The sequence below is a fragment of the Bradyrhizobium sp. MI1.10 genome, from assembly GCF_055811035.1.
Genome location: NZ_JBVVPN010000007.1, coordinates 154,471 through 169,298, shown reverse-complemented (window position 1 = coordinate 169,298; position 14,828 = coordinate 154,471). Strand labels below are relative to the sequence as shown.

At 60.3% G+C, this 14,828-nt stretch carries 15 protein-coding genes and 1 pseudogene; 5 read left to right on the top strand and 11 right to left on the bottom strand.

Annotated elements, in window-relative coordinates; all coding sequences use genetic code 11:
* Window positions 1–27: 27 nt before the first annotated feature.
* Window positions 28–597 carry a hypothetical protein gene (locus tag AC0L3K_RS10195; RefSeq protein WP_473365891.1) on the top strand — a complete coding sequence of 190 codons (570 nt, stop codon included), beginning with the start codon at window positions 28–30 and terminating at the stop codon, window positions 595–597.
* A 103-nt stretch (window positions 598–700) separates the two neighbouring features.
* Window positions 701–1,237 carry a PepSY domain-containing protein gene (locus AC0L3K_RS10190; RefSeq protein WP_473365890.1) on the top strand — a complete coding sequence of 179 codons (537 nt, stop codon included), beginning with the start codon at window positions 701–703 and terminating at the stop codon, window positions 1,235–1,237.
* A 154-nt stretch (window positions 1,238–1,391) separates the two neighbouring features.
* Here AC0L3K_RS10190 and AC0L3K_RS10185 read toward each other — a convergent pair whose 3' ends face one another.
* The 3 genes from AC0L3K_RS10185 to AC0L3K_RS10175 form a co-directional block, all read right to left on the bottom strand.
* On the bottom strand, window positions 1,392–1,859 hold the full coding sequence (locus tag AC0L3K_RS10185; protein WP_473365889.1) for a hypothetical protein: 468 nt from the start codon (window positions 1,857–1,859) through the stop codon (window positions 1,392–1,394).
* Window positions 1,860–1,906: 47 nt separating this feature from the next.
* Entirely contained in the window at window positions 1,907–2,029 is a 123-nt protein-coding gene (locus AC0L3K_RS10180) for a hypothetical protein (RefSeq protein WP_473365888.1), read from the bottom strand.
* A 143-nt stretch (window positions 2,030–2,172) separates the two neighbouring features.
* Window positions 2,173–2,394 (bottom strand): hypothetical protein, encoded by a 222-nt coding sequence (locus AC0L3K_RS10175; RefSeq protein ID WP_473365887.1) that lies wholly within the window; start codon window positions 2,392–2,394, stop codon window positions 2,173–2,175.
* Between the two features lie 180 nt (window positions 2,395–2,574).
* Between AC0L3K_RS10175 and AC0L3K_RS10170 the strand changes: the two are divergent.
* Window positions 2,575–3,681: pseudogene (locus AC0L3K_RS10170) on the top strand (ISL3 family transposase); the annotation flags it as partial.
* Here AC0L3K_RS10170 and AC0L3K_RS10165 read toward each other — a convergent pair.
* From AC0L3K_RS10165 to AC0L3K_RS10130, 8 genes are all read right to left on the bottom strand, one after another.
* A complete protein-coding gene (locus AC0L3K_RS10165; protein WP_473365886.1) occupies window positions 3,600–4,418 on the bottom strand; it encodes a bestrophin-like domain in 819 nt (272 codons plus the stop codon). The pseudogene AC0L3K_RS10170 and the gene AC0L3K_RS10165 overlap by 82 nt on opposite strands.
* A gap of 312 nt (window positions 4,419–4,730) precedes the next feature.
* Window positions 4,731–6,068 carry a TAXI family TRAP transporter solute-binding subunit gene (locus tag AC0L3K_RS10160; protein WP_473365885.1) on the bottom strand — a complete coding sequence of 446 codons (1,338 nt, stop codon included), beginning with the start codon at window positions 6,066–6,068 and terminating at the stop codon, window positions 4,731–4,733.
* 129 nt (window positions 6,069–6,197) lie between these two features.
* Window positions 6,198–7,847, bottom strand: a complete 1,650-nt coding sequence (locus tag AC0L3K_RS10155) for an efflux transporter outer membrane subunit (protein WP_473365884.1) — start codon at window positions 7,845–7,847, stop codon at window positions 6,198–6,200.
* Window positions 7,848–7,905: 58 nt separating this feature from the next.
* Window positions 7,906–9,087: an HlyD family secretion protein gene (locus AC0L3K_RS10150; protein WP_473255276.1), complete on the bottom strand. Its 1,182-nt coding sequence runs from the start codon at window positions 9,085–9,087 to the stop codon at window positions 7,906–7,908.
* Window positions 9,084–9,428, bottom strand: a complete 345-nt coding sequence (locus AC0L3K_RS10145; protein ID WP_473255277.1) for a DUF3302 domain-containing protein — start codon at window positions 9,426–9,428, stop codon at window positions 9,084–9,086. Before AC0L3K_RS10145 ends, AC0L3K_RS10150 begins: the two co-directional genes overlap by 4 nt.
* A 107-nt stretch (window positions 9,429–9,535) precedes the next feature.
* On the bottom strand, window positions 9,536–12,052 hold the full coding sequence (locus AC0L3K_RS10140) for an arylsulfatase (protein WP_473365883.1): 2,517 nt from the start codon (window positions 12,050–12,052) through the stop codon (window positions 9,536–9,538).
* On the bottom strand, window positions 12,042–13,040 hold the full coding sequence (locus AC0L3K_RS10135) for a formylglycine-generating enzyme family protein (protein WP_473365882.1): 999 nt from the start codon (window positions 13,038–13,040) through the stop codon (window positions 12,042–12,044). The genes AC0L3K_RS10140 and AC0L3K_RS10135 overlap by 11 nt, the downstream gene beginning before the upstream one ends.
* Before the next feature lie 136 nt (window positions 13,041–13,176).
* On the bottom strand, window positions 13,177–13,854 hold the full coding sequence (locus tag AC0L3K_RS10130) for a hypothetical protein (protein WP_473365881.1): 678 nt from the start codon (window positions 13,852–13,854) through the stop codon (window positions 13,177–13,179).
* Between the two features lie 582 nt (window positions 13,855–14,436).
* Between AC0L3K_RS10130 and AC0L3K_RS10125 the strand changes: the two genes are divergently transcribed.
* Together AC0L3K_RS10125 and AC0L3K_RS10120 are read left to right on the top strand one after the other, a co-directional pair.
* Window positions 14,437–14,565 carry a hypothetical protein gene (locus AC0L3K_RS10125; protein WP_473365880.1) on the top strand — a complete coding sequence of 43 codons (129 nt, stop codon included), beginning with the start codon at window positions 14,437–14,439 and terminating at the stop codon, window positions 14,563–14,565.
* A gap of 28 nt (window positions 14,566–14,593) precedes the next feature.
* Window positions 14,594–14,806, top strand: a complete 213-nt coding sequence (locus AC0L3K_RS10120) for a response regulator (protein ID WP_473365879.1) — start codon at window positions 14,594–14,596, stop codon at window positions 14,804–14,806.
* The last annotated feature ends 22 nt before the right edge of the window (window positions 14,807–14,828 follow it).

Below are 14,828 nucleotides of genomic sequence, written 5' to 3'. Positions count from 1 at the left end.
TCGTGCCATGTCCAGGATCGAGCTGCCATGAGCAGGCAATCCATGCTGTCACGAAGTGCGAGCGGTCTCGTCGAACCGGAGCTACCCCTGCGGGGCTATTTTTTCTCGGTCGGAGGCGCGCTGCTCTTGCTGCTTTTGGCAGCCGGTTGGGCGCTGCCTGCTCCTGCGCCGAGCCCACTCACGGACTCGCGTTCTGCGCTGCCGCCGATCCGGATCCGCTCCGACACCAAGGCACCGGAGGCGGTCGTCATCGATACCAGCGGGTTCGGACTGCGCGTGAGGGCAGCCGAGCACGACATCGCCGACGGTCCAGCGGGGCAGCCCGAAGCTCACCTCGAAAGTAGCGACGAAACTCCGACGCAGCCGACTGATCTGCGCCTTCGGCAAAGCCTGGGGCAATCGGAGCCTGACGTTCGCGACCACGCAGGCGAAACCGCCAGTCGAGGCGACATCGCGGTGCGAGAGCGCAAACTCGATCGCGCCCATCCCGTAAAGCGGCGGCACGCTCCGCATTCTGCTTTCGCTAACGGCCTTGGTGCCTGCGGTTCATCGATCCGCGAGCGCCGCCATTGCCGAACCGCATGGTCGCCGAACTAATCCCCCAGCCATTTTTGAATGAACACCAAAGGACTATCCGATGCCAAAAATGCAGTTGCTTGCCCTCATGGTTTGCTCCGCCGCCCTGACCGGGACGGGAGCGATGGCCGACATCACCCAAGCTCCTTCCGACGCTGCACAGCAAAGCGCTGCCACGCAGCACGATGTCGACGAAGCGGCCATCCGCCGAGTGATCGAGCAGTTCCATACCACCCGCGTGCCGCTGGATCAGGCGATGACGATCGCCGAGCGCTTGCACGACGGCTCAAGGACCGCTGACGTCAACTTCGAGATATCCGGTCCGCCCGTCTACCGCGTGCGCACGGTCAAGAACGAGCATATCTACGAGAATGTGATAGATGCGAGCACCGGGAGCGTGTCGCAGCGCGAGATTGCATCATCATTGAAGGATCTCGATCGAGAAGATCTCGCCAAGGTCGTCGCCCTGAAGTGGATCAAGCAGGAGCTGTCGGATGCGGTGCGGGTCGCGGAGAAAGCGGCGGAGGGAAAAGCGCTCGCTGGCGGACTGATGAAGCAGGACGGCAAACTCAATTTCGTTGTCGTCGTCGCCACCGGTGACCGTTTGAAGGAAGTCCTGCTCGAGCCGCCCAAGGTCGGGCGGCAGCCAACGCACCGCTAGGCCGCTGCACCGGTGGTATGCGATCGTCGACGGCGCGCCTGTGCCGTTCGCCAATCCCCGTCGGCCGGAGCCGAGCTCATCCGCGTGTTCGAAGACGTCCCGGACGATCTGAGTGCGCTCAGAGCGCGAGGCCTACGGAGGAACCCGGTACGACCTACTTGCCGCTGAGGGATAGGCTCATGCGGGTGACGACGTCGTCCCAGGCATGCTCTTCCTCGGCGGAATAGTTGATCAACACGCAATGGACCAGCCGCCCGGAGAAGCTGCAGCGGTCGTAGAAAACCTTGTCCCCCTTGTAGCTGGAAACCGCGAAGAAGCGCGACGTCACGCGCTTGTACTGGATGCGGGAAGGTGGGTGCTTCTTGGCGAGAAAGGCGGCGGGTGAATCGTTCTCAAGGTTGGGAGCAGCCTGGATCGTGAGGTCGGCGCGGCCGTCTGCGGTTCGGAATCGCTGCCCGTACCCGTCGGGTTGGCCGGCTTCTTCCGTGAAGATCGAGGCAGGGAAATCTACAGAGGTGCCAGTCTGCGAGATGGTGTACCTGGTCCATCTCACCGGTTGCGCCGATACCGTCACTGTCGAGGCAGCGAGTGCCAAGGCAAGAGCCGCCATCGTTGCTTTCATTGCATTTCCCTCCGGGTCGCGTTCCGCCGAACCGGCGGAGCCCGGTCCTATCCTTCCTTCAGCGCCGACTTGACCTCACGTACCGGCCAGCTTTCGCCGTCCGCGATCACGCGGACCTTTGCATCTCCGCCGACCAGCACGTAAGAACTCAAATCGTCGTCAGCCGGCATGACGACGATGTCCGTCTCGGCTTCCAGTTCAGCGTCAGATCGAGATCGCCAGGGAATATTCGCCAGCGCGAGCCATCGTCGAGCTCGACGATGTGGCTCTCGGAATGTGATCTGATCTTCACGACGAGGCCCGGGCGCCCGCTCTACTTCTGCCCCGAGGGAGTCTGGGCGTTCGAGTTGTTCGGGTTCTGCTTGTTGGCTTCGTGATGTCCGATCACGCATCCCGCCGCGGCGCCAAGCTTGCCATGGCCCGCTACATGGCCGGCGACGCCGCCGACGATGGCGCCCTTGATGCATCCTTTGGCTTCCGCCGGTGACGCCAAGGCGAGTACGGACAGGCAGGTGATGGCTAGGATTGTTTTCATGATCGTTCTCCGAGCTGAGGCGCTTGGGAGAATCAAGTCGCATGGAGCAAGGCCGTTCCGCTGCGGACGGCGAATGCTCGCCGAATACCGCGTGTGTTTCGGCATGGAATAAGGGCTCTGACTCACTTTTGATGAAGTTCAGGCGCCGGCTCGCGTTGGTTTCACAAAGGAATCAATATGATGCAGCGAGCCCTACGTCCGTCGGTCTTGGTCCCTCGCGGATTTGACGTGGAAAGCGCCTTTTGTAGTGGCGCTACAACCGTGATCACCGTACATCCCACGAGCAGGACGAGTCTCTGTCCCGGTTGCGGGACCAGTTCAGAGAGGATTCATAGCCGATATCAGCGGCGCCTCACTGATCTGCCGCTGGCGGGGCGGCAGGTTCGCCTGGTGGTCGTGGCGCGCCGCTTTCGCTGCGTTACTGTTTTGTGCGGTCGGCGTGTTTTCACCGAGCGCTTTGACGACGCAGCTCTGGCACCGTGGGCGCGGCGAACGACCCGGCTCGATCTGATCGTCCATCACCTTGGCCTTGCCTTGGGTGGCCGCCCGGCGGCGAGTTTTGCCCGTCGACTTATGCTGCCCGTGAGCAACGACACATTGCTTCGGGTGGTTAGAAAGCGCGGGTGTCCGCCCTTTGCTGTGCCGAGCGTTATCGGCATCGACGATTGGGCCTGGCGGCGCAATCAGCGGTACGGAACGATCATCTGTGACCTCGAGCGGCGACGACCGATCACTCTCTTACCCGACAGAGAGCCAGCCACTGCGCAGGCCTGGCTCGCGGGGCAGCCACAAATCGCTGTGGTCGCGCGCGACCGCGGCGGTGGATATGCCCTTGCTGTGGCCAAGGCACTCCCGCACGCTACCCAGGTCGCCGACCGTTGGCACCTCATGGAGAACGCGAGCCACGCCTTCCTGGATGCGGTTCGCAAATCCATGCGCCAGGTCCGCATCGCGGTCGGCTCCGCCACCATAAATCCCAGCTTGTTGACCGCCGCCGAGCGCATTCAATATGAGGGCTATCTTCGGCGAGAAGACACCAACGCGGCAATCCTCAAACAGGCTGAGACGGGCATCTCCATAAAGGAGATCGTACGGCTCACCGGCCATAGCCGGGGCCTCATCCGCAGGGTATTGCGAGGTCAGCGATCCGACGTGTTCAGGGTGCGCGAGAGCTCGCTCGAGCACTACCTGCCGTGGCTCGACGCTCAGTGGACTGCTGGCCGTTGTAATGGCGCCGACCTTTGGTGTTGCCTCAAGGCGCAGGGATTTAGAGGCTCGCTGCGGGTCGGCGTGAGGGCGCTGCGCAGCGGCGCGCTGGAAATTTGCATCAAACCCGCAAATGGCTGACCCAGCTCCAGGACCAGGTAGATCGCCCCGGCAGCCGACAGTGCAAAAACGAACAGCGAGCCGAAAACGGTTCCGCTGGGTTTGGCAAACAGGCCGAAGCTTCCAAAGATGATGGTGAGCCAGAAAATCAGCACCACCAGGAACGGCATCGGGATCGAGTTGTTCGTCTGTGCGAACAGCAGCAGGCGGGTTTGCGCAATGTCGGTGGCGATCTGTATGGCCCTGGCTTGCAGGGAGCGCTGGGAATCGTTCTGCGGCGAAAGCTGCTGAAGCTTCGCAAAGAATGCGTCGCTTGCGGCGCTCGCCTCGAAGGGGTTCGCCCTGGCAACCTCGGAACTTTTCTCGCGCCACATTCGATCGGCTAATACAACGATGCTGCGCCGCAATAGATTGCGTAGGTCGTTCGTCTCCGGTCCGTACTCCGCCAAGAGATTGTCGAGCACGACAACATTACTCGTCATCTGCGTGACTTGAGTGCTCTGCGTGTCGTAGGAGCCCTTCGCCGAGCCGATCAGCAGCCCGAGCACAAGCGCGGCTATCGTCCCGATGAGGCCCGTGCCCAGCCTGACCACATCCTTGTCATCAGGGCTCAGGTGATGCCCAGGAAGGAACATACCGAGCAAAGCGCCGCCTGAGATGCATACAAACGTGATGCACGATAACGCGATTGCATTCATGATTCACCCGTCTCGCGAGGCAGCGGCCGTCTCTCTGTTGGTCGTCCAGTTTAACAACAGAGCGACGAGCCTGACAGGCCGTTCAAGCTCGTTCGCCTGAGCGCAGCCTCGGTCTCTGCCGCGTATCGTTGACGGGGTATCCTGACGCGTCGTGGCCCCTCATCAGTACACCCTGCGCCGAACAACGGACGCCCGCGGCGCGGCGACCGGACCGGCCGGACTACGGAAATCATCAGATGTTTCATGACGGCTTTCCCCTTGGGTGGTTATTCTGTGGGTTCCAGCAATCGCGGTGCCGCGGCGTGTTGCGGCTTAGCGGTGTGTCGCCTTGGCCGCGGAGGCAACTGCGGGTCCCGTAGCGATCAATGTGCGTCGGTCGTGAATCAAGCTCTCCAGCCGGTGCGCTGCCACGGTCAATGTGGCATCATCCACCGCGCGCTCGTCTCCACCAGCGGATTTGGCACGCTCCGCCTTTAGAAGGCCGTCGATTTCTTCTTCGATATCCGAAAGCTCAGCCTCCGTATCGACTTTCCGAATCCGGCGCGCCAGGGCGTAGAGAGAGTCGAGCGGGCCTTCGGTTGCACGGTTGCCGATACCCAGGAATTTCCACCCCGCCGCAAGCATGGTAATCGCACCACCCAGTACCATCGGCGTCAAATAGATCCAGTTGCCGTATTCATCCATGAAGCTCTGCGTGGTGCTGTTGTAGACGGCTGCCGCGCCAGGGTGCAGCGGAAGGTAGGCATCCTGGTCGGTGCTGGGCGCCGTGATCTGCGCGAAAATCGGCTGCTCGCGCAGAAGATTCCTGCGGGCGCTCATGATCGCCTGCGTGAGGCTGGTTATAAGATCAGTGCCGAGCTTCTTTTGCGCAACCAGGTACAGCGAGGTCCTCAGGGTTGTCAGGTCATCATCCGGGACCGGCGGCGATCCCCGCAGCGTGCCCTTTGGGACGTCGAAGCTTTCAAAGGCGCGTTCATTCTCTGCAATTGCCCCCGCGGACTCGATTGCGATCAGTATCGGGACCTTTTTATGGTCGAGTTGAAAAAATCCGCGAACGAGCGAGAGGTATTTTTCGGCGAGCGGGATGGCGACAAGCAGGGCACTGACCTGTTTTGACTGAATGGCTTGCCGGACATCCGTCAAAGCAACGTTCTTGAATACAACTTTTGCGCTCGCAAGATCATATTCCTTGGTCAACACATCGACAATCTTGGCGTTCGCTGCTCCGCCGACCACACCGACCGTGCGTCCCTTCAAGCTGGCAATGCTATCGATGGACGATCCCGGCGGCGCGATGATCAGTACGACCATGTGGCTGACGACGACGACGGCTTGCGCCTGGGACAAGTCGCCGACATCGCCGCGAACCACAGCGAGATCTACCTTACCCGCGGAGAAAGCGGCAGCGGCCTCAAGCGCGGTGCCGCTGTCGACGACCTTGAGCCGGACCGGCGCGTTCGTTGAAACGAACTCGCTTGCCATCGCGGACATTGCCTTGGCGGCCTCGCCGTCGATCGAGCCCACCGCCACGGTCAGCGTTACCGGGCGAGTGTAGTACCGATAGGCAAGGAGACCTGCGCCCGCCGCAAAGCCAGCGACGCCGATGAGCAGGAGAAAGCGAAGCCAGAGCGGCAATCTTATCGACATCATATCCGTCACTCCAGACGCGCCTCAGCGTCCTGAAAATTTTCGTTCGTCACCTCAAAAAACTTATTCAACAAAATCGGCTAGTAGCGGACATCGGCATCTCCGAAGATGCAACGCTTTCGCCAGCGACAATCACCACTCCGGAGGCCGGACTGTCGGCCCGATGTCCTCAGAACCTGGCAGGCCCGGCGCCGGCGGTTGCGGCGCATTCGCGGGCGGAAGCAAGTTGCCCCAGTCCGTTCGCGCACGCATCTGGTCAACCGTTGCCGGGCTCACGAAGTTGCCGCCTTCCCGTATCTGCCACCCGCCGCCGAGGGCCCGAAACACCGCGGTGAGGCCGAGCGGAACGCTGGCCGTTGCGCTGGCCAGGCTGTTCTGCGCCTGAAAGAGATTCTGTTCCGCGGTCAGTACTGTGGTGAATGACGTCGCACCCTGCTCATATTGCTCAAGCGCGATTCTGAGGGCACCATTTGCCGCGTCAACGCTGCGACGCAGATACGCGGCTTGGTTCTGTGATTGCAGATATGCCGCAAGACCGTTGTCCACCTCCTGCTGGGCACTCAACACGGCGTTCTGATAGTCGATCAGCAACTGCTGAAGTTTGGCATCCTGCAAACGAATGTTGTTGGTGATTTGCCCGTAGTTCAGCAGATTCCATTGAAACGACGGGCCCGCAGCATACGCCACGCCCTTCCAACTGACGACTTGGCCAAGGGTATGGCCGTTGGCAGTACTGGCCGAACCGCCGAACGTGCCCGTGATGCTGATGGCCGGATAGAGCTGCGTCGTGGCAATTCCAATCTGCGCACTCTGCGCCAGCGCGGCGAGTTCAGCGGCGCGGACGTCCGGTCTGCGGCGCAACAAATCCGCAGGGATTCCAACAACGACTGTGCGAGGTGGCGATGGTATTCGCCCTACCGAGCGTGAAAGCATCATACCGAGGGACTGCGGCGGAACGCCAAGCAGGACGCAGAGCGCATTTTGCCCCTGCTGCAATTGTATCGTCAATTGGGGAATTGCCGCACGTGTCTGCTCGAGGACGTTTGTCGCCTGGAAGACGTCAAGCTCTGAAGTCCCGCCGCCCGTGAACTTTGCCTTTGCGATGCTAAGCGCCTGTTCCTGCCTGCGGACATTGGCCCGTGCAATTCCGATCAACTGCTCCGTTGTGCGGATACCGATATAAGTTGCGGTAACATCGGCGAGAAGCGACACCAGAACGCCGTCATAAGTCGCGATCGACGCCAGGTACACGCCATCGGCGGATTCAACACCGCGGCGAAACTTGCCCCAGAAGTCCAGCTCCCAAGCTGCCTGCGCAGCAAGAGCATCGGTCCAGAAATATGCAGGCGTCGCATTCGGACCGGCCAGCGGCGTCGCCGCGCTGGTTCGATTGTAGATGACCGAGCCCACGCCTTGCTGCACCTGCGGATAAGTTATGCCGATAGCTATTCCCAGCGCCGCACGTGCCTGCAGCACCCGAGTCCCTGCGCTCTCCAGCGTCAGGTTTTGGCCATACGCAATCTGGATCAGCTTGTTGAGGGTGGGGTCATGAAAGCCCGTCCACCAGTGTACGTACTCAAGGGGGCCGGATTTAACCGAGCGATTGTCTGCGCCGCGAAACTTTTCGGCAAGCGGAGCGACAGGTGTTGTAAAATTCGGCCCAATCGTACATGCCGCAGTTGGCAGGAGAAGCACAGCCACAAGCAACCAATGAAATGACCAGCCAAGATCAGCGCCGACGTTATGCCGCCGCCCAAATGGTGCCCGATGCTGCGTCTCCAAGGCTTTCGCTCCCCACGCACGTTGACCTGACTGTATCCCTTCATTGTCGCACTGCACGTTACGATGGCGGCTTTTCCACAGTGGGCACGACGTACAACAGCCACTTCTTCATCCGGATCGCGACCTTCGAAATGACATGCGTGGCCTTGCCCTTCTGCGTGTAGATTACCGCCGATCCGCCTGACCCGAGGGACAGCTTGTGGGCGACGGCATCGTCGCTGAAATTGATCCGCACCGCATAAAGCCCGTCAGATCCGATCCGGGCCGCGTTCGGGATTGTGCCGCTGGTTGTGAACTGACCGCCTCCAGTGGCCGGAATCACGTAGTCCACTTTTCCAAGGAACAGACGGCCCGGGTAGGGATTGAGCACCATCTCCACCTCATCGCCCGGTTCGACATTCGAAAGCCAGTTCTGCGGAAACACCGCGGCGACCGCGGTATCTGACACGTTGACGAATGTTCCAGCAGGGGCAAGCGGAAGCGGCACCAGCATGGTTCCGACCTGCACCTGCCAATTCGTGACGTAGCCATCGCCAGGTGCCATCATCTTGCACTGCGAGAGGTTAAAGCGCGCGTCGTCCAGTTGAGCTTCGACAGCAGGAACATTGCTCTGGGCCGTCACCAACGCGGCGGCAGCCTGTTGAGCCGAAGCCTGCGCTTGCGCGAGGCCCGCTTCGGCCTGTTGAGCGGCGGCGTCCGCCTCCTGACGTTCTTGCGTCGCCTTGGCTACGTTAAGCTGACTAATGGCAGCTTTGTCCGCGCGCTGAATGTTGAGCGCAATCTGTTCCTGGGTCTTGGCCAGTTCGTCCGCAGCCTTCGCCTTCGCGAGAGTGGCCTGCGCATTCGGTATCGCTGCGTTTGCGGTCGTGAGCGCAGCCTCGGCCTGTTTTACGTTTGCCTTCGCTGCCGTTAATTGCGCCTCGACCTGGTTGACCGTGTACTGGTAGGGAGCCGGATCGACCTCCAGCAGCAGATCACCTTTTTTCAACGGTTGATTTGCCTGCGCGTAGATCGTCTTGACCTGCCCTTTGACGTAAGGGACGAGTTGCACCACGTATTGGCTGGTGACCATCTTGTCCGTAATCGGCGCCGACTGCGTCCAGACCACCACGACGCCGCCGATCATGAATACGCCAGCCACGATCATGCCTGCGATTATATAAGCCGTGGGCTTGATGCGCAGCACCTTGAACAGCACGAGAACGACGGCAACGTAGACAATGATCAGAAATGCGATCACGGGCGCGTCTCCTTGTCCGGAGCTTTGCGCAGTACCGCTAAAGGCGCTGCTGCGACCTCGGATTCAGCCGCGCGACCCGGCTGTCTCCCGTCCCCGACCGGGGATTTGGTGCCAAAGGGCGTCGTGAACGCCCATATGAACGCCACCGGCCACAGCAACCCGCCGGTCGCGATCCCGATCCAGCTCATGGCATTGATCGCGCCGGCCTGCGGATGATTCCATTTGTGTGCGAGCTGACCTGGAAGTTTGCCCAGATTGACGACAATGATGACGCCAACAAGGATCAGAACAGCAAACACGACAAACGCGAACGCATCCAACGCGCCGAATGAAGAATCCACCGCCAGCACTCCATGTAAAAGCTGTGTGGTTATATTTCGCGCACGTGCTCGCTGCTCAGTCTATTCTGTCCAAGATGTAGGGCAAGCATTGTGTGAGCTTGTCTCGCTCAGTCCCTCGCTTTTTCGAGTGCATGACGCATAAGCTTTTGATCATCACCAGACAGCTGCGTTGGTCCAAGCTTGAACGTCAGCTTGTCGATCTTCCCGGTGAACTGGAACGGGAGCTTGTAGCTGTCATCCACTCCGGTGCGGCTGTCGAGGCCGACGTCGAAGGACTCGTCGATCGCCATCAGGAACGCAATCGAGTGCGGGATCGACTGGCGGGAAACCTCCTTGCCGTCCACCGAGAGTACCCCGGTGCCACCCTTGCCAAAGCCCGGCCCGTCATATTTGAAATCGAACACGATGGTGTGCTTGCCCGGTTTCAGCGCCGAGCCCAACCAGTCCCGCGCGCCCACGCCGGCTTCCCAGCGGTAGCGTTTCAAATCCAGCATGTTGTAGACAAAGACCGGCTTGCCCTTCAGCAGATAGAGGCCATAGCCGCTGAATCGGCCGCCGAGGGTCACGATCATTCCTTCAGCGCCACCGTTTGAGACCGTTATATCGCCGGTGATCTTGTAGTCCTTGTTCATGATGCTGGGTGCGTTCTCGGCGGGGATGCCGGGATTCACGCCCTTGTAGGTAAATTCAGTTCGCCCGGCGGTCGCACTCGGACGCGGCGTGACGAGTCGCGGCAGGACCGAATTGTCCAACGGCAAGACCTGGTATTTTGCAGCCTCACTTATGAACACTGCTTGCAGCTCCTTCAGCTTGTCGGGATTCTTGGCTGCGAGGTCGTTGGATTGCGAGAAGTCCTCGGCGATATTGTAAAGCTCCCATTTGTAATTGTTGATGTCAGGCAGCTTTGCCGTTCCCAGAAGCCATGGCGGCGCAGGCGGCGTCGTGCATGCATACCAGCCATCGTGGTAGATGCCGCGATTTGCAAACATCTCGAAATACTGCGTATCGCGCTTTGACGGTGCGTTGGCGTTGGCCCGGTCAAACGTATAGGCCATGCTGATGCCCTCGATGGGCTTTTGCGTTATGCCATTCACCGTCGTCGGCGCCGGGATGCCCGCGGCCTCTAGGATGGTCGGTACGATGTCGATGATGTGATGGAATTGGCTGCGGAGACCGCCGACGTCCTTGATGTGGTCGGGCCACGAGATGGCCATGCCTTGCCGGGTGCCGCCGAAATGCGAGGCCACCTGCTTGGTCCACATGAAGGGCGTATCGAATGCCCATGACCACGCCACCGACATATGCGGGTACGTCTTGTCGGAGCCCCAATTCTCATAATGTAGCATCAGCTCGGCCTCAGGGAGTTTCAGAACGCCGTTGTAGGCCGTCATCTGGTTCGGGGTGCCCTCAAGCGTACCCTCGGCGCTAGTACCGTTGTCGCCGCTGATATAGATGATCAGCGTGTTGTCGAGCTTGCCCATGTCCTCGACCGCCTGGATGACGCGGCCGATTTCGTTGTCGGTATAGGCCGCGTAGCCGGCAAACACTTCGGCTTCGCGCGCATACAGCTTCTTTTGTATCAATGAGAGCGAGTCCCATTTCGGCAGGGTATCCGGCCAGGCCGTGAGCTGGGTGTTCGCCGGGATGACTCCAAGCCGCTTCTGGTTGGCGAAGATTTGATCGCGCAACTTCTCCCAACCCATGTCGAACTTACCCTTGAATTTGTCGATCCATTCCTTCTTTGGCTGATGTGGCGAATGGGTGCCGCCAGGCACGTAATAGACGAAGAACGGCTTGTCGGGCGCGGCCGCGTTCAGGCTGTTCATGTAGCCGATGGCCTCGTCCGCCATGTCGGTGATTAGGTTGTAGCCGGGCTTGCCAAGCCATGGAGAAATCTGAGTCGTGTTGCGGAAGAGATAAGGCGTCCACTGGTCGGTCTCGCCGCCCATGAATCCGTAAAAGTACTGGAACCCCATTCCGACTGGCCATTGATCGAAGGGGCCCGCGGCACTGTACAGGTAGCTCGGGGTGTTGTGGTTCTTGCCAAACCACGACGTGGCATATCCGTTGTCGCGAAGAATCGTTCCGATCGTCGCGCTCTCGGGGCCGATGACGGAATCATAGCCCGGATAGCCGGTGGACATCTCGCCGATCACGCCAAATCCGACCGAATGGTGGTTGCGGCCGGTGATCAGCGCTGCCCGCGTCGGCGAGCAAAGCGCCGTCGAGTGAAACTGGGTATAGCGCAGGCCCGCGTTGGCAATGCGATCCATGCTCGGCGTCGGAATGACGCCGCCGAACGTGCCGGACACGCCATAACCTTGGTCGTCTGTCATGATCAACAGCACGTTTGGCGCGCCTTTAGGCGGCACGACCGACGGTGGCCAGTATGGCTTGGAATCCGTGGCATCCTCCTTGATCACGCCACCGAATTTCGGAGGCTCGGGCGGAAGCTGCTTGCCGTCGAGTGTCATCGTGGCGCCGGGTGTGCCCGGCGTACTCGTAATTTGCTGGGCCGCTGCCGTCACTGCGAGGAGGCTCGGCAAAGTGATGAGCAGGCTCGCAAGACCGGTGGCCAACAGCCACCTCTGTTTCAATCGGAGCCTGTTTTGTTCATCGATCATGGGATTTGCCCTCTCGTTTGATGCAGCGGAATCCAACGTGACTTGCCGATGTGTCGACCGGCTCGGGATGGCGTGCCGCCGGCCGGTAGCGACGGCAATAGTTGGGCGCGCAGAGATGCGACCCGCCCTTGAGCACCTTGCGCGGGATCTTGATATTGGGCGTGCAGCGATCGTAGCTCTGATCTTCGCGCCCGCCGCGCGGGTTCTCCGGGATGCAGCAGGCTTTCAGCGCATCGGCCTTATGCTTCGCCACGTACCAATCGCTCGTCCACTCCCAGACATTGCCGATCAGGTCGTGGAGGCCATAGCCGTTCGGCGGAAACGCCGTCACCGGTGACGTGCGCTCATAGCCGTCGGTCGCCAGATTCTCGTGCGGAAACTCACCCTGCCAGGTGTTGGACATCTGGCGTCCGCCGGGCATGAGTTCGTCGCCCCAGGCGTACTCCGCGCCGTCGAGACCGCCGCGCGCCGCGAATTCCCACTCGGCCTCGGTGGGTAGCTCCTTGCCTGCCCACTTGGCATAAGCCTCGGCGTCCTTGAAAGCCACATGCACGACCGGATGCTCGTCCAGTTCGCGGATCGAGCTGCCGGGTCCGTAAGGCCGCCGCCAATTGGCGCCAAATTTGAACGTCCACCACTCGCCCCAATTCCGCAGATCAACGCGCCGCTTGGGCGGCGCAAATGCGAGGGAGCCCGCTTTGAGCATATGCGGCAGCGCGCCCGGATAGTCCTTGGGGTCCGGTGCTGTTTCGGCAAAAGTGACATAGCCCGTCGCTTCGACGAACTGCCGGAATTGCCGATTGGTCACCGGCGTACGGTCCATCCAGAATCCGTCTACCGTCACGCGATGGACAGGCATCTCCTCCGGATAGTGTCGATCCGAACCCATGCGGAACGTGCCGCCTGGGACGTAGAGCATGCCCAAATCGGTCGAACGCTCCAGCAGCTGTTCGCGGCTCGACGACGAGATCGCATCGGCGATTGTCATGACGCCTCCGTCTCAGTTCACCTTGACCACCAGTGGAAGTTTCCAGCTTCCGCTCAGGATCCTTCAGTCGCGGATCGAAAGTGAATCGGTCGATTGAATGCGGGGAAGCGCGCGCCTCTCCGTGTATTCATTCGTTTTAGTAACAGGGTGGATAAGGATAATAGCCGCAGGCCGGACGGGCGTAGCCATAAGGTGCAGGGTAGGCAGCCGCTCCATAAGCGGCGGCACCGGCGGCGCCGGCATACATGGCGCCGCGAAACGCCGAACGGCGAGCGACGCCGGCAAACGACATCGGCGTGAACGGCCGGCCGATGATATCAATAAAGAGTGCTGCCCCACCATCCGCGCCGGTGATGTCTCCCTCGAGGGTCTGAACGTTGAACGTCAGCTTGTCACCTTCGAGCTTCGGGTTTTTCAGCACAACGACGGCGTCCTTCACCGAACCGTCCTTGCCGAACACGGACAAGGTTGCGTTCGGCGGGTTCTTGGCGAAGCTGTCGTCGCCCGATCCCCATTCTGCGATCACATCAGCGGTGGGCTGGTGGCCTGCGGATCTTACCGGACGGTCGGCGAATATGATCGAACTGGGTGTTACGCCGGTCAAGGTGAGAGTGTCGCCCTGCAACGTCGCGCCGCGGGAGTTGAGCACGAACAGCGAGGGCACAATTTCAGGTTTGGCCGAAGCAGATGGCGTGCCGATCGTTTTCATGGAAGGCGGAGCAGCCGCGTTTTGAGCAAGCGCTGTTTCGCCCCCGCACAGCGTTGCGGTCACGGCCAGCATTCCGAAGATCTGATTCAATATTGTGATACGCATGACATCATTCCCCGTCAAAAACCGTCGGAACGACTTGAAGCACTCGCGCTTGGTCGCACGAGGGAGCGCATATGCACGAGCTTGGGCGCGCATTTGCAAGAGAACGCGCAACGTAGCTGGATCAAACGCCTGACGGCGTATGTGGAATCGAAATTAGGCGCGGTGAAAAACGTTGCTATGAGGCGATATTAGATATTTCTTGAAACCTCCTCGCGAATGGAACGCTAGCACAACCAAATGATGAGGGCCAGCCATGATCATTATTTTGTGCCTCTATGTCGTTCGCGCTGTGGGCCCCTGCTCTCGAAATTCAAACTGGTGCGATGGGGCTGGCTGTCCGGGACAATCTCCCTGCTGGTTGGCGAGTTGATCCTCGCGACATTTCTTGCGCTTTTTAGTGCGATCAGCGGAAGTGTACATGCGTAAGCCACACCTGCGTTCGCGCCTAGTCCTACGCTAGTGCCTCTACAGGCCACGATCCGTTCGTCTTAGGTTCATTGCGGACTCGATTCCATTGATCCAGATCAACGTTTGGCCGACCCCTTTTGGGGGCCATCTACGGCCTAAGGGCTGGACACGGATATGATGGCGCAGCAGACATTCGTGATCGTGATCGATGACGATCCGGGCCTTCTGAAGAGCGTGGCGCGGCTGTTAACGCACCACGGCATCGAGAGCCGTACGTTCGCCTCGGCCGAAGGCGTTGCTTGAGAGCGACTGCGTGCAGACGGCAACTTGCTTGCTGCTTGACATTCACCTCGGGGGAATTTCGGGAATTGAGCTGCAGCGTCGGCTTACGGCATCGGGATCGAAGTGGCCCGTCATCTTCATGACCGCGAACGACGACGAGGCCACGCGCAGTGAGGCGATGGACGCCGGGTGCATCGCCTATTTGCGCAAGCCGTTCGCTCAGCATGTCTTGCTGGATGCCATTTCGAAAGCTGTGGCTTAGCCGGCGCAGCCAAAACAAGAAC

What these genes read in the sequence shown, in the direction of transcription:
- AC0L3K_RS10195 (WP_473365891.1), top strand. Translation starts at nt 28, where the DNA reads ATGAGCAGGCAATCCATGCTGTCACGAAGTGCGAGCGGTCTCGTCGAA.
- AC0L3K_RS10190 (WP_473365890.1), top strand. Translation starts at nt 701, where the DNA reads ATGGCCGACATCACCCAAGCTCCTTCCGACGCTGCACAGCAAAGCGCT.
- AC0L3K_RS10185 (WP_473365889.1), bottom strand. Translation starts at nt 1,859, where the DNA reads ATGAAAGCAACGATGGCGGCTCTTGCCTTGGCACTCGCTGCCTCGACA.
- AC0L3K_RS10180 (WP_473365888.1), bottom strand. Translation starts at nt 2,029, where the DNA reads ATGCCGGCTGACGACGATTTGAGTTCTTACGTGCTGGTCGGCGGAGAT.
- AC0L3K_RS10175 (WP_473365887.1), bottom strand. Translation starts at nt 2,394, where the DNA reads ATGAAAACAATCCTAGCCATCACCTGCCTGTCCGTACTCGCCTTGGCG.
- AC0L3K_RS10165 (WP_473365886.1), bottom strand. Translation starts at nt 4,418, where the DNA reads ATGAATGCAATCGCGTTATCGTGCATCACGTTTGTATGCATCTCAGGC.
- AC0L3K_RS10160 (WP_473365885.1), bottom strand. Translation starts at nt 6,068, where the DNA reads ATGATGTCGATAAGATTGCCGCTCTGGCTTCGCTTTCTCCTGCTCATC.
- AC0L3K_RS10140 (WP_473365883.1), bottom strand. Translation starts at nt 12,052, where the DNA reads ATGATCGATGAACAAAACAGGCTCCGATTGAAACAGAGGTGGCTGTTG.
- AC0L3K_RS10135 (WP_473365882.1), bottom strand. Translation starts at nt 13,040, where the DNA reads ATGACAATCGCCGATGCGATCTCGTCGTCGAGCCGCGAACAGCTGCTG.
- AC0L3K_RS10130 (WP_473365881.1), bottom strand. Translation starts at nt 13,854, where the DNA reads ATGCGTATCACAATATTGAATCAGATCTTCGGAATGCTGGCCGTGACC.
- AC0L3K_RS10125 (WP_473365880.1), top strand. Translation starts at nt 14,437, where the DNA reads ATGATGGCGCAGCAGACATTCGTGATCGTGATCGATGACGATCCGGGC.